The organism is Streptomyces sp. NPDC002690 (genome assembly GCF_053592415.1).
In genome coordinates this window covers 1-13,642 of record NZ_JBSFVR010000057.1, presented here as the reverse complement: position 1 = coordinate 13,642, position 13,642 = coordinate 1, and the positions used below count along the sequence as shown (strand labels likewise).

Annotated in this window: 10 protein-coding genes; 7 read left to right on the top strand and 3 right to left on the bottom strand. The window is 67.9% G+C overall.

The window, feature by feature from the left end; translation table 11 throughout:
• Positions 1-253: 253 nt before the first annotated feature.
• Positions 254-2,512 (bottom strand): tetratricopeptide repeat protein, encoded by a 2,259-nt coding sequence (locus ACWD3D_RS10700; protein ID WP_451460539.1) that lies wholly within the window; start codon positions 2,510-2,512, stop codon positions 254-256.
• A 271-nt stretch (positions 2,513-2,783) separates the two neighbouring features.
• Here ACWD3D_RS10700 and tap point away from each other — a divergent pair, with 271 nt between their 5' ends.
• From tap to ACWD3D_RS10670, 6 genes are all read left to right on the top strand, one after another.
• Complete coding sequence (gene tap, locus ACWD3D_RS10695) at positions 2,784-5,069, top strand: telomere-associated protein Tap (protein ID WP_451460538.1); 2,286 nt, start codon at positions 2,784-2,786, stop codon at positions 5,067-5,069.
• Positions 5,070-5,081: 12 nt separating this feature from the next.
• On the top strand, positions 5,082-5,639 hold the full coding sequence (gene tpg, locus ACWD3D_RS10690; RefSeq protein ID WP_451460537.1) for a telomere-protecting terminal protein Tpg: 558 nt from the start codon (positions 5,082-5,084) through the stop codon (positions 5,637-5,639).
• Between the two features lie 285 nt (positions 5,640-5,924).
• Positions 5,925-6,377: an effector-associated constant component EACC1 gene (locus ACWD3D_RS10685; protein WP_451460536.1), complete on the top strand. Its 453-nt coding sequence runs from the start codon at positions 5,925-5,927 to the stop codon at positions 6,375-6,377.
• Positions 6,364-7,719: a caspase family protein gene (locus tag ACWD3D_RS10680; protein ID WP_451460535.1), complete on the top strand. Its 1,356-nt coding sequence runs from the start codon at positions 6,364-6,366 to the stop codon at positions 7,717-7,719. The genes ACWD3D_RS10685 and ACWD3D_RS10680 overlap by 14 nt, the downstream gene beginning before the upstream one ends.
• Positions 7,720-7,952: 233 nt before the next feature.
• The gene (locus ACWD3D_RS10675; protein WP_451460549.1) at positions 7,953-8,258 is read left to right on the top strand and encodes a DUF6247 family protein; all 306 of its coding nucleotides are present in this window, start codon (positions 7,953-7,955) and stop codon (positions 8,256-8,258) included.
• Positions 8,255-8,515, top strand: a complete 261-nt coding sequence (locus tag ACWD3D_RS10670) for a hypothetical protein (RefSeq protein ID WP_451460534.1) — start codon at positions 8,255-8,257, stop codon at positions 8,513-8,515. Before ACWD3D_RS10675 ends, ACWD3D_RS10670 begins: the two co-directional genes overlap by 4 nt.
• 141 nt (positions 8,516-8,656) lie before the next feature.
• On the opposite strand, the gene ACWD3D_RS10665 is transcribed toward ACWD3D_RS10670, so the two are convergent.
• Positions 8,657-9,175, bottom strand: coding sequence for a hypothetical protein (locus tag ACWD3D_RS10665; protein WP_451460533.1), 519 nt, complete (start codon positions 9,173-9,175; stop codon positions 8,657-8,659).
• Between the two features lie 820 nt (positions 9,176-9,995).
• Here ACWD3D_RS10665 and ACWD3D_RS10660 point away from each other — a divergent pair.
• The gene (locus ACWD3D_RS10660; RefSeq protein WP_451460532.1) at positions 9,996-10,553 is read left to right on the top strand and encodes a hypothetical protein; all 558 of its coding nucleotides are present in this window, start codon (positions 9,996-9,998) and stop codon (positions 10,551-10,553) included.
• A gap of 65 nt (positions 10,554-10,618) precedes the next feature.
• On the opposite strand, the gene ACWD3D_RS10655 is transcribed toward ACWD3D_RS10660, so the two are convergent.
• Complete coding sequence (locus tag ACWD3D_RS10655; protein WP_451460531.1) at positions 10,619-13,015, bottom strand: Helicase associated domain protein; 2,397 nt, start codon at positions 13,013-13,015, stop codon at positions 10,619-10,621.
• Positions 13,016-13,642: the final 627 nt, after the last annotated feature.

Here is a 13,642-nt window from a genome sequence, read left to right as displayed (position 1 = left end):
CCGACACACATGTATGACGTGCGCACTGTCGGCATGGGTGTGATCCGACGGAAGTGTGTCTCCCCGAAGATACACTTATTGCCGTTGCGGTCGGCCGTGTGGAGGGCTTGCGGACGTCACACGGGGTTCGGAAAACAGCTGCCGGGCTTTTCGCGTGTCTGGCCTTCGGCCGTGGACGCGTGGCCGAAGGCCAGACACAGGGCTCGGTGGCAGGCCGTGAAAGGACTCCCCGGGCCCGTGCGCAGCAGTGCTGTCATGTCTCTTGTCGGTGCGGCGCGTTCACTGCCTGCGCTTTGGCGCGCATCGTCGCCGCCTGCGGGTGGCCGATCTCGCTCAACAGGTCGGCTGCCCGCAGCCAGTCCTCGCGGGCCCTTTCGATGTCGCCGTGGTCCAAACGTGCAGCGGCGAGATGATCGAGTACGTCGGCCTGGTTGAAGGGGTCGAATATCTCGCCGTAGAGCTGTGAACTCTTCTGGTAGTCCTCGATCGCTCCTTCCAAATCGCCGAGATGCTGTCGGGCGTATCCGAGGGTGTCCCAGGTCGCGGCCTCGTCGCGCTGGTTGCCGGCCTCCCGCAGCATGGTCAGAGCCTGTCCGCACATGGCAACTGCCTCTTCGTAGCTCCCGAGCATGGCTCCGTACCAGGCGACAGCGTTCAGTTCGCGGGCGATGTCATTGCGCTCACCGGACGCGCGGAACAACCGCAGAGCCTGCTGGGTGTGGTGCAGTGCTTCCTCGTAGCGTTCCTGGCGGGCGAACACTCCGGCGACGCTGCGTTGTGCGGTGGCCTGTTCCGCCGGCGGCAGTCGCTTCAGTTGCTCGAGGATCAGAGCGACCTGCGCGTCGGCGTCGGCGGCCTGCCCGGTCTGTCCCAGGGCACTTGCCAGCACCACGCCGATGCGTGCGACGGCGACCGGGTCCGCGAGCTCCACAGCGTCCGCCATCCCGGCCCGCTGGGCCGGGATCTGCTCGGTCCAGCGGCCGACGGCGGCCAGATAGCTCTGCCAGTCGTGTGTCAGTTCCACCCGGTGCCGCAGCAGTCGTGGGTCTTTCACCGATTGCAGCACGCCGGCGAAGACGGGATCCTCCTGACGGAACCACTCCCAGGCCTCGGTGCGGTCCTCGACCTCGACCCGCACCACGTCCGGCACCGGCATGCCGACTACGGTGATGCCCGGCCGGGTGTCGATGAAGCGATTGGCCGTACGCGCGTTGTCGCACAGGTATTGCAGAAGGCGGGCCTCGGCGCCGAAACGGTCGTCCTGCTCCTGTTCCGCGAGTTCGGCGCCGTAGGCACGAGTGAGGTCGTGCAGTACGTACCGGCCTTCGGCGTCGCGGGAAAGCAGGCTGGCCGTGGACAGTTCACGCAGGTTGCGCCGGGCAGCGGGCATATCGGTCCCTGCCAGTGAGGCGGCGGCCTCAGCCGTCAGCGCGGAACTGGGATGCATGGTCATGTACCGGAAGAAGCGTGCTGTCTGCGGGCTGAGGGCCCGGTAGGACCAGGAAAAGACCGAGCGGACGTCCACCTTCTGATCGTCCGCTGCCAAGGCGTCCAATTTCGGCACGGACTGTCGGAGTTCGCGGGCGGCGAAGTGGAGCGACATCCGGGGGGCAGCGCTGAGCTGCGCGCCGACGATGGCAACTGCCAACGGCAACCGTCCGCACAGCTCGACCAGTTCACCGGCCGCGCTGGGTTCCCTCTGGCACCGGTCCACGCCGACTCTGGCGGCGAGCGCGGCGAATGCCTCGGCGGCTGTCCACACGTCGAGATTGACCACGGAGGCGCCCTCGGACACGGCCAGCCCGGAAAGCTGGTTGCGCGAAGTGACAATGGTCAGGCATCCAGCGGCCATGGGCAGCAGTGGCCGCACCTGTTCACTGTCCATGGCGTTGTCGAGGAGGACGATCATCTCACGGGAAGCGGTTTGTTTCCGGAACAGGGCGCTGCGTTGCTCCACCCCCGCGGGTATGTCCCCCGAGGCCACGCCGAGCGCTCTGAGGAAGTCTCCTAGGACTTCTTCCGGTTTCAGGGGCACATGCGAAGATTCGAAGCCGCGTAGGTTGACGTAGAGCTGACCGTCGGGAAAATGCTCAGCGACTTGATGGGCCCAGTGCACGGCGAACGCCGTTTTGCCTACACCGGCCATGCCCCGAATGGCGGAAATGACCACGTGACGGCCCTGACCGGATACCTGCGAGGCCAGCTCACCGACTTCTTCGAGCGCTCTTTCCCGGCTGCGGAAGACCGTCAGATCGGGTGGCAGTTGCCGGGGAACCTGCTTCGTGCGCCGCACGGAGGCCAACGTCTGCACGAGGCGCCGCCGCTGTTCCTCATCGAGTTCGAGAGTGTCCATCAGATCGTTGAGTGTCGCCTGGCGGGGCAGACTGTGCCCGCGTTCCATGTCGCTGATGGCACGAACGCTGATCCCCGAGGTGTCAGCCAGTTTCTCCAGCGTCATCAGCGAGCGCTGCCGTGCCTCACGCAGCAGCTGGCCGAGCGTCTGCTTGTCCATCGGATCTCTCCGTGCGTCGCGTCGGGGCCCGCTTGCCCTGTGTCGGCACCAACTGCTTCAGATGGCCGAATGATATCCACGCCGGTCGATCACCGAAGAGCCTGTCTGTTGGTCGGATATTGGTGGCGAACGGCCGAGGTTCGGTGGCACGGGACACCGACCAGAACGGTCCGCCTGAACCACCCCAACCTCTCTATGTGCGCAACATGTACGCTGTTCGTACGCGCAGCGTACGTTTCGTTGGGTAGGGTGTTGGTCCGGAGGTGTATCCATGTCCGAGTTGTTCGACGCGGTCGACGGCCTGCTCGCGTCCCGCGCCGTGCTGCCGCCGCCTGCGGAGCGCAAGCGGCTGCGTACCGCGCACGGTCTGACGATCGATGAGGTGGCGACCGCGTTGAAGGTGCGCCGGGCCACGGTGTCCGGGTGGGAGGCGGGCAAGACCGAGCCCCGCCCGCCCGAGCGCGACGCCTACGCCCGGCTGCTGGACAAGCTCGCGGAACTCTACCCCGCAGTCTCGGCGGACACGGCCGCCGTTCCCGCACCCGACGCTGCGGCGCGGACGACGTTCACCGGCGCGCACGCCCCGGCGGAGGCGCTGGCTCCGTCCGCAGGGGAGGTGTCCGCGGCTGCGGACGTGACTTCGGCCGAGAACGCCCGGACCACCGCACCTGTCACCGTCACCGCTGGTCCGCGCGTTGCCCCGAGCCCGTCGCGCACCGCCAAGCCGACGTCGTCGACGTCGTCGACGTCGATGACGACGACGCGCCGCCCGGCCGCGAAGAAGGCAGCCCCGGCCGGAACTCCGGCGGGCGAGACGGTTCCGCGGTTCGAGAACGGGCCGCTGGCGGTCATCGACGTCGAGGACGGGCAGGTGCTGGCGTACTGCGTCGGCGGCCTGGTCCTGGACGTGCCCGCCAAGTCCCTGCCGTCTCTGGTCGACTGGGCTCTCAAGGAGGGCAGGCTCGGGCAGCCGAAGCTGTCCGGTCCGGGACGGCCCGCCGATCCGCTGCTCGTGCTCACCGAGGCCGCCCTGGAGCGCTACGGCCTGCCCGTCGCGTTGACGGACGAGGAGAAGCACGCTGGGCGGATCCCGGAGGGGCACAAGGCCATCAAGCAGCTGGTGCGCGCGGAGTGGAAGCTGACGAAGCGCGGGTTCGGGCCGTGGGCGCGGATCTACCGTCCGGCCAAGGGCTCGGCCCGCCAGTGCGTGCAGCTGTGCATCCCTTCGTGGAACGCGCTGGACGCCCGGTTCTGGGGCGACGCCGCGCAGCAGCCGCCGGCGGAGCTCGCCCGCGTCCTGGGCACGTATGCCTCGCGGGTGATGACACCGCGCGGTTCGACCGCCGTCACCGGCCTGGAGCTGATGACAGCCCTGCACCCGCCGACCCACGCCGTTCGCGACGAGGAGACCGGCGTCCTGCGGCAGGCGGAGACCAAGACGCCCGGGTCGCTGGGCAGTGCCCCGGTGGACTGCGCGCCGTGCGAGGCCCCCGACGGGCACCCCGTCCTCAGCCGGCTGAACCTGCCGCGGTTCCACGTACGCGGCCCGGCGGAGAAGCTGTTCGAGGAGGCGTACGACTGGGCCAGGCCCATGACCGATGCCGAGTGCACCCTGCGTCATCTGGTCGGCCTGGACGTGAACATGGCCTTCGCCGCCGGCGCGAACGGGCTGAACGTCGGCCTCGGTGAGCCGACGCACGTCAAGAGCCCGGTGTTCGACGCGAAGCTGCCCGGCTCGTGGCTGGTCGACCTGTCCCACGTCGACCTGTCCCGAGTGAAGGTCGGCAAGGAGTGGGTGGAGCTGGACGGCAGCCTTCTGCCCTCCCCGTTCACCCCGAAGGGCGACCGCCCGACTGGTCCGGCCTGGTACGCGACGCCCACGGTGGCGTACGCCCAAGAGCTCGGCTACCACGTCACACCGACCGAGGCGTGGGTCCGCTACGACAACGGCCGCTACCTGGACGGCTGGTACCAGCGGCTGCGTGACGCCTACCTCGCCACGATGGCCGACCTCGGCGTCGGAGCCGACCTGTCGCCGGAGGACTTCCTCACGGCGATGGACGGTTACAAGGAGCGCGACCCGGAGCTGGGAATCGTCGTCTCGGCGATCAAGGCGACGGTCAAGGGCGGCATCGGCAAACTACGCGAGCGGCCACGCGGCGAGGGCTGGCGGCCGGGCGAGCGGTGGCGTGCCCTGGAACGCCCGACATGGCGGCCCGACATCCGGGCGGCGGTCATCTCCCGCACCCGGATCAACTTGCACCGGAAGATCGTCAAGCACGCGGCGTTCACCGGGCAGTACCCCATCGCGGTCCTGTCCGACTGCGTCGTCTACGCCGCCAACGGGCCCTCCCCGCTGGACTTCCTGCCCTACCGCGAGGGCAAGCCGCTGCCCGGCGGCTTCAAGCTCGGCATCAACCCCGGCCTGGTCAAGCACGAGGGCACCCAGTCCGTCCTGTGGGGCGAAGAAGTCCGCGAGCGGTTCAACGCCCCCGAGCTCAACCTCGCCCGCTCCATCAAGGACGGCACCGTCACCGATGTCGACAACGGAGAGTAGGAGAAGGCCACGATGAGCCTGATCGGGGACGGCCTGGACGCCGCGGTGCAGAAGGCGTTCACCCGCCCGGCACCCAAGAACGCGGGCCCGCAGATGCGCTACCTCGTCAAGCAGCTCGGCGGCACCAAGGCGGTCGCCCAGATGCTGCGTATCTCCCAGCGCACCGTCGAACGGTACGTGAAAGACCAGATCAGAAAACCCCGACCCGACCTCGCCAACCGCATGGACCGCGAGGTGAAGAAGCGCTGGCAGCCCCAGATCCGGGCCAAGGCCCGGCAGCAGGCAGCATCCACGGGCGGCATCATCATCGACACCCGCGCCCGCCTCGGCTACACCGCCCCGATCGGATCGACGGACGAGAGCCGTACCCGGCACCTGACCGTCGCCCTCCCGCCGCAGTACGCCGCCCGCCTCTTCGACGCCCAGGAAGCCGGCGCCGGCGACGCCCGCCTCCAGGAGATCGCCGCCGAAGCACTCAAGGACGTCTACTTCCAGGACAGCGGCCGCCGTGCCGGCTCCTTGGACGAGGTCCGCTTCACCGACATCGAGCACCTCGAATTCGACTTGTAGCAGCCGCGCCCCGAACAGCCCGTGAACCCCGGACCTGTGACTGAGCGCCTCATTCGGCGAGTGAGCACGTCCAAGTCGGCGACGTACTCCGGAGAGCTCGTGGCAGTGGAGCCATCCCTCCCCTTCACAACAGCGCGGACCACGCTCGGCGCCCACACGCCGCGCGAGGGCGTCGTGACCCGTCTCGGCACAGGGTTTGCGGGCGAGCCGGCGGGTGCAAGACAGCTAGGAACGCGTCCGACGGCGGAACACGCCGCCGGGCCCAGCGGACGGGGGGCGGTGCACATGCGCGTACGGATAGTGAACGTCGGCGTCGAGCCGGGCAGGACCGAGGCTGTCGTGGTCGAACGGCTCACCGAGTCCTTCGGAGAGTGGCTGGCCAGGGACCGCGCGGTGTCCGCGCATGCCAAGGTCCAGGCGGTGCGGCCCGATCCGGCCGAGGGAGCGATGTCCGGCGACTTCGTCGAATGGCTCAACCTCGCCGTCTCGGCGGGTTTTTCCTCCGCCGCCCTCGTGTACGCCCACCGCTCGTTCCGAGCCTCGCTGCCGCCCCGGGTCCGGCAGGGTGTCCGTATGGTCGTCGAATGCAACGGCGCCCGGATCGAGGTGGAGCACAGCACCGAGGAAGAGGCCATCCGCATCGCCCGCGCGCTGGCGGGTCCCTCGTCCGAGCAGCCCGCACCGGCCGACCCGGCTCCGGCACCGGGTGCCTCCCCCGCAGCAGATGCCGGTCGCTGACCCGGGCGCGAGCCGCGCGGTGCTCGTCGGCATCGGCACCTACGTCTCCCCGGATTTCGAACAGTTGCCGGCCGCCGAAGAGGGCGCGGTCCGGCTCGGCTCCCTGCTGCGCGACCCTGCCGTCTGGGGACTGGCCGACACCAGCGTGACCGTCCTGGACTCCAAGTCCCCGGAGAGCGACGTCCTCAAGTCCGTGCGCGACGCGGCGGCCGAGGCCACGGACGCCCTGGTCGTCTACTTCGCGGGCCACGGACTGCTGGACCGGACCGGAAAGCTGCACCTTGCCTTCCCGATGGCCGACGCCGACTATCCGCAAATCGGAACCATCCCGTACCTCACCGTGCGGGAGGTCGTACGGTACGCCGGACGGCACCTGCGCTCCTGGGTGATCATCCTGGACTGCTGTTACAGCGGTGCCGCAGGCATGGGGCCCATCGGCACCCCCTCGCGCGCGGAACTGGTCACCGCGCTGGGAGAGTCCGCGGAATCCTCGGGTGCGGTCCGGCGGCAGAACCCGGACCCGGGAGCCGCCAGGGAGTCGGCGCCGACCACAGAAGAGGACGAGGCGGAATACGGCGACGGCTCCGGCTACGACTACGGAAGCTGCGTCCTGACCTCGACGTCGGCCGTGCAAAGGTCCTTCGTCGTCGAAGGCGCCGACTACCCCGAGTTCACCGCGGAACTCGTCGACATTCTCCACCGGGGCATCAGCGGACGAGGTGCGACGCTCAGCCTGGCCGACGCCTGGCAGACCATCAAGGAGCGCATGCGCATGCGCGGGAGCCCCGAGCCGCACCTGTTCCCGCACAACGGTGCGGACCACGGATTCCAGTGGCACAACCGCGCCCACAACAAGCCTCAGCGGAAGAGAGAGCCGATCGTCACGGTGCCTCGGCGGCGGCCGGCACCGCCCTGGGAGGAGCCGAACACCCGAGCCAGACGCATCCTGGCGGACTTTCCCAACGGCGTCGTCAACAGAGGGCAGTCGATCTCGCCCAGGGTCGCCGCGAAGGCGCGCACTCTGTTCCGTATGCCGGAGTCCGAATCGCTGATCGCGGTAGGAAGAGCGACGACGGACATGCAGTTCTCCATCGGGAAGCGGCTGCTGGTCTTCACGGAGACCACGTTCTACGCATCCGACGGCGCCGCCCTGTTCGGCTGTCCCTACACCGAACTGCCCGCGGTCGACATCGCCGTCAGACAGGCGTACTCCGCCGGCTTCCCGGAGTGGTACGTGGATCTGACCTTCCGGGGAAACAAGATCGGATACGGTCCATGGGGAGAACAGCGCGCGGAGCTGATACGAGACTCCCTTTCCCGGCTCGTTCGCACCGATGAATGAGGTGAGGGAGCCCGCCCGGACGTATGCAAAGTCCCGTCCGCCCGGGCGTTTCAGCTGGCCATCCCTTGGCCAGGCGGGCATTCGATGATCGCCCGCCTGGCTCCGCGGAGGTATCGGCGGCCCTGGCAGCCAGCGACCGGGTGGTGCCCGCAGGCCGGAGGGATCGCCGCATGTCCGCACCGACGGCGACTTGGCGCGCGTACCGTGAGGTGACGACCTGCCGGGAGGACCAGATGAGTGCGCAGCCCGACCACGTACCCGTCCCGCCGTACGCCCCCGCGCCCGGGGCGCCGGCCGAACTTCTCGCTCGCCTGCGAGCTGACTGGCGCGCGGACCGGTGGGTGCCGTCGTTCGAGCGGGAGTGGGCGGCTGCCCTCGAGGAATCCCGGCGCACGTTCTCCCTGGCCGGGCTCTACGAGGTCGTCCAGGACTGGCAGGGCCGCATCGCGCACACCCCGGCCGTCGACGCGTTCGTCGCCTCCGGCTACGACGACAGCGACGCCGTCGATCTGACGGAGCTCCGCCGGCGGCGCGGGTGAGCTCGTCGCCGTACGCGGTCCGCGTCTCCGCTCCGGCAGCCAAGGTCCTCGACGCGCTGCCCGAGCACGTAGTGGACACCGTGTGGGACATCCTTGCCGCCGCCGCCGCGGATCCGTGGGGCTTCCGGCAGTTCGACACCGGCGACGACGATGGCGAGGACGTCCGCTACGCGGCGGTCGGGCGGCTCTCCCTCACCTACTGGATCAACCGGCCCCTGCACAGCCTGACAGTCCTGAACATCGTCTGGCTCGGGTAAGCCCCCGTCCCCGGCACCGTGGAGTCGGGTCGGCACCGAGCTGCACTTCGCGCCGGCACTTTCGGGCTATGTGGGCGAGCCGCAGCCCGGCACCAGCCAGGTGAACCTCGCCCCCCGTCTACCATGCGCCCTCGTGCTACATCAGCCCTCCGAGGTGCCCATGGTCTCCAAGGTTCCGCGCATCAGCCGGTCGATGGTTCCTGGCTTCTCGGCCAGGGAATCGAAGAGGTCTGCGAGCAGCCACAGCACGAAGCCGTGGACCATGGCCTCCTTCGGCTCGATCGTCCCGAACCGGTCGCGCCAGGCCACGGTATCCATACCCATGGCGGCGGCCATGAGGACTCCGGTCACCATCGGCACCTGCTCCGGGTCGGCCATCTCGAAGGAGGGCAGCCGTCGGACCACGGCAGGGATGAGGTCGCTGAGCGGATCGATGCGCTCCCCGCTTCCGGGTGGCCCAGCGATCAAGTACCCGGTCAGCACCCCCACCAGGAACACCGTGCCCCGCGACACTTCCTCACGCCCGACGGAGTCCATCGCAGCCTTCAGCCGCTGCTGCGCCTGCTGGCGCTCCTCGGCAGGTGTCCGCTTCTCCAGGACCCGATAGGTGTCCCACGCCGCACGAACCGCCTCGTCCATCACTACGCCGTCGCTACTCATGAAGACGACCGTAGGTGAGACGCCTCGATCAGCGAAGACCGGTGTCCTCTGAGTGCGTTGTGGCAAAGAGAGTCCCTGTTCGGTCGGGATGTGGTGCTTGCGTTCGTCGGGTGACGTGCCGGTGTTGTATTCGTGGCTGTCCTCGTCGACGGTTTTGGAGGCGTCGATCGGCAGGGCCGTCCGCTTCACGCCGTTGTTGGCGAGGTAGCGTACTGCGTTGCGTATCTCGCGGTGGCAGAACGTCTTTGGGCGTCGGTCCTGTTTGTGTGGTCAGGCGGGCACTGGTGTGGCGGCGTGGACCTTGGTCCGCTCCGTGTCGGTCATGTCGCTGGGATCGCTCCGTACCCGTTGTCCTGGAGCGATCGGACCGGACCTGTGCATGTGTCGGTCGCACCGAGCGGTGACTGTGGTGGGCGCATGCACGGTGGTGCTGTTCGACTGATTGGGCAACGGGTTTTCTCGGTCGTGCTGGTGTTGTGACCGCGTCACTGCCAGGGAGCCCGTTCTTTCGTGCCCGCGATCGCACTCGTATCTCTGTCCAGACGATCAGTCGCTGTCGTACCCCTCGGACGAGATCCGGTGTGCCGCAGCGCATTCACCGTCGAGATTGAGGCGTTCTTTCCGATGTAGTCCTCATCAGTCTGCAACTGAGATATGCAGTAGCTCAGATGAGGGCTCGGCAGATGATTCGAGTAGGAGTGTTCGTATGAGTGAATCAAGTACAAATGGTGCTGGTACGCCTTCCACACCTCCACCCACGCCGCCTCCTCCCGCCCGGGCGCCAGATCCCGGTCTGTCCGTTCAGCCTCAGCCCAGACGTGTGGTCGAGTGGGCCGCCATGCTGTCCGCGTTGACTGGGGTAGCTGGCCTGTTACTCGGCTTCTTCGGGCTGCCGGTGGTGGTCAACTCACCGACAGCCAGGTCTCAGGTGCAGACGCCTCAGCCGCAGCCCGCAGTCACCGTGACGGTCACACATACGCCCCCCGCCCCGGCCGTTTCGGCTCCGCCGGTCGAGGCAGGTACCGGCGATCCGGTCACGAAATCGGACATCAAGATGCCTGACAACTACCACATACTCCTCTCTGACGATCCGATCCAACTGCACGAGGGCGTGGGGTACGACCTGTACTACGACAGCTTCAACGGGTTCACGACCAAGGGGCAGATGGTCAAGCTTGACCCCGGTCAGGAAGGGTCGCTGGAGGTGTGCCGGTCGGACACCAGATATACCGACATCATCAGGAAGTCCGCGCTGACCAGAGGCACCCGCATCTGCGTGCAGCGCAATGACCACGTCGCCCTCGTGACCATCCGCCAGGCTCCACAGACGCGCAACGAAGGCGAGTTCGTGACGCTCGACATAACCGTCTGGCCCTGATCCGCTGGCATCCCGGAAACGAAGGACTCCGGGCCGCACGGCGCGCCCGGAGTCCTGCCCCGGCCTTACGACGCCGTCCAGTCGAGTCCGAGGCCGGCGAGCGTGGCGAGTTTGTCGGCGGTGAGTTTGGTCCGGCGGCTCTTGCTGTTACTGAGAAACACACCGAGCTTCACGACGTACTCCTGACCGCCGACCACGATCCGTTCTTCGTGGGCCCTGGGGACGGTCAGGGAGCCCGTGCGGGCCTTGTACTGCGCGAGGGCCGCGACGCCCTTCTCGAAGGCGCTCGCGGCCTTCCCGGGAGTCTTGGCGGGCTCCGTCCGCTCGGGGGGCAGCGGTGCGACGCCGACTGCTTCCAGGAGTTCGCGCTGCTCGTCCGTCAGGCTTGTCCAGGCGGTGTGCTGACGCTGTTTCGCCAGCCACTTCCCGATGTCCATGCCGTGCACGGTGAAGCCGGGCAGAACATCGGAGTGGTCCTCCTCGTCCGTCAGCAGTTCGCGGAGTGCGGCGTAGTGGCGCTGCCAGTCGGCCGGCCATGCGGGGTTCCAGTGCGCGTCCACGGCCTCAAGCGCGGCCTTCCACTCCGGATGCCCCTCCAGGGCGCCCGGGCGGCGAAGGTTGCTCAGCCACTGCCCCACCGGCCGGTCCAGCATGCTGGCGGAGCGGGGCGCGCAGAGGGTCCAGTGCTGCGCGTAGTAGGCCTTGGCAGCCTCCAGGTTCTCCTGGAACCGCTCGTCGGCCGGGTTCCAGACCATGCCGAGCTTCTCCAGCCGCGCCGCGCGCTGCCCGGTCATCTGCCCGGCTCTGTAGGCTCGTCGCTGTTCCGCGATCCATGTCCCGAGCGGCATCGCCCCTTCCCGGTGTCCGTACGGGACCCGGGCGTTCTGCTCCCGCTCGACGTACGTTTTGAGTGCCGTCCAGCCACGCGCCCAGTCCTGGCGCTCGGTGTCGATCACGTTGAACGAAACCCAGTCCGCGACCATCACCGGGTCACGCGGAGCCGCGAAACGCAGCAGCAACCGGGTTTCTTCCTCTCCGTCACCGGGCTTCGCGCCGATGTACTCGGACGGCTGCGCCACGTCCTTCTGTGGCTCCTGCGGAATGGCCAGCAATTCCACCGCCTCTTCATCGTGAGCCCGCAGACCTTCCAACACCTTCACCAAGGGCCGGTACGATCCCGAGGTGAACATGTCCTCCGGCTTTTCACCGGGCTGGAGAAATACCGGCACGATCAAAGAGGCGAGTTTCCCCTCTCCGGGCTTCTGGCGCAGCGCCCGGCCGATGGCCTGGACGATGTCGTGCGGCGCCCCCTTCGGGTCCAGCAGGGCCACCGAATCCACCGCGCGGATGTCGACGCCCTCACCCAGGACACGGCAGTTCGAGAGCACCGCACGCCGCGCGGTGGACCCGAACTGCCCCAGGACATCGCGCCGGCGCTCCGGGGCGTGCTCACCCATCAGCCAGTCCGCCCAGATCCGAGCCGGGTACATTTCGGGCTGGTCCGCGTGCAGCTTCGCCGCGACGCGCTCCAGGCCCTCCGCATACGCCGCGGCCTCTATCGTCCGGTGATGGAACGTGACGCACGTCTGCAGGTTGTGCTGCGCCATGGTGTGCAGCAGCGCCGCCTGGAGAGCGCCCAAGCGCTGCCCGCGGACCTTCTCGCTGTGCCGCTCCTCGCCCATCAGCCGCTCAGGTGTGACGACCGGGTCCTTCAGCTCCAGGACGATGATCTGATACCGCGCCAGCAGCTTCCGCGACACCGCCGACGCCAGCGAGAGCTTGTACAGGACCGGCCCGAAGACACGCTCGTCGTCCATGGAGGCCGCCATCTCGCGCGGCAGCGGGTCGCGTACTCCGTCAGCGACATCGAAGTGCAGGCGCTCCTCCCAGATCCGCGGCGTGGCCGTCAGGTACAGCCGCCGGTACGACGGGATGACGCCCTGGTCGTGGACACCCGCCCACGCCTTGCCCATCGACCCCGACGTCCTGTGGGCCTCATCGACCACCGTCAGGTCCATCGGGCTCAGCATCTGCCCGTAGGCGCCCTCGAACGCCTCCGCCAGGACACCGAGGCTGGCGTACGTTCCGAAGATGGTGACCGGCCCGGAGCCGTGCCACAGCGCCAGCTGCACGGGATTCGTGGTGGAGCGCACCTTGAGATTCCACAGATCCGGGTCGTCCGTGAGGCCGCACACCGCGACCGCCGGCCCCGTGTGCCCGACCTCGCGCCACGCCTGCACGGTCTGGGTCAGGAGATCCAGGGTCGGCACCAGAACGAGAATGCGACCGTTGGGCACAATCCTCTTCGCGTAGACCGCAGCGATGATTGTTTTCCCTGTTCCGCACGCGGCGTGCACCTGCCCTCGCAGGCCATTCACGGGAACACCGTTCGGCGGGATATCGAGGCCGCGCACAATAGCGGAAACCGCCTCGATCTGGTGGTCACGCAGTTTCACAGCCATGCCCATGTTCTCCTTTTCGCGAAACTCAGCACGCAACCAGAAAAGAAAGTCCGGCGCGGCGCGAGGGGCCGGGGGCGCTGCTGCCTGTACTCAGATGCTACACAGATAGGACCAGTGATGCATCACTCGGGTTGCATGTTCGCCCTGATGGTTGAAACATAGCTGATACTCGCCCCGCGCACCCGACCAACAGGGCATGTTGTTGACGGGTAATGACAGAAATGCACAGCCGGATTTTAAAGGGGGGAGAGGAGGCAGGGTGGAGCGCAGCGGAGCCCGTCACCGTGGCGAGGCCGGCACCAGACCGGGCCGACGCCCCGCCACCCCCAACCCAGAGACGGCAGGTCAAGAATCCCAAGCCCTACACAAGACCACGCCTGATACACCAACAGCCCACCACGGTAACCAGCCCGGCGAAGCCGGTAGGGCAGGAGCACAGCGGACGCCCCGCCACGGAGCGCAGCGAAGAGGCACCCCAAGATTTCCGCGCAGCGGAAATCAAATTCACGCAGAGCGTGAATTCCCATAAACCGCGCAGCGGTTTATAAAAGGCGCCCCCGGCGTCGACCAGTGGGGTCTGGTCGCCCGTAAGCCCTGACGATCCAGGCACCACCCTGCCGTGACACC

Bases quoted from the DNA above. Each gene is read 5' to 3' on its own strand.
- ACWD3D_RS10700 (WP_451460539.1), bottom strand. From the start codon at position 2,512: ATGGACAAGCAGACGCTCGGCCAGCTGCTGCGTGAGGCACGGCAGCGC.
- ACWD3D_RS10665 (WP_451460533.1), bottom strand. From the start codon at position 9,175: ATGAGTAGCGACGGCGTAGTGATGGACGAGGCGGTTCGTGCGGCGTGG.
- ACWD3D_RS10685 (WP_451460536.1), top strand. From the start codon at position 5,925: ATGCGCGTACGGATAGTGAACGTCGGCGTCGAGCCGGGCAGGACCGAG.
- ACWD3D_RS10680 (WP_451460535.1), top strand. From the start codon at position 6,364: ATGCCGGTCGCTGACCCGGGCGCGAGCCGCGCGGTGCTCGTCGGCATC.
- ACWD3D_RS10675 (WP_451460549.1), top strand. From the start codon at position 7,953: ATGAGTGCGCAGCCCGACCACGTACCCGTCCCGCCGTACGCCCCCGCG.
- ACWD3D_RS10655 (WP_451460531.1), bottom strand. From the start codon at position 13,015: ATGGCTGTGAAACTGCGTGACCACCAGATCGAGGCGGTTTCCGCTATT.
- tap (WP_451460538.1), top strand. From the start codon at position 2,784: ATGTCCGAGTTGTTCGACGCGGTCGACGGCCTGCTCGCGTCCCGCGCC.
- tpg (WP_451460537.1), top strand. From the start codon at position 5,082: ATGAGCCTGATCGGGGACGGCCTGGACGCCGCGGTGCAGAAGGCGTTC.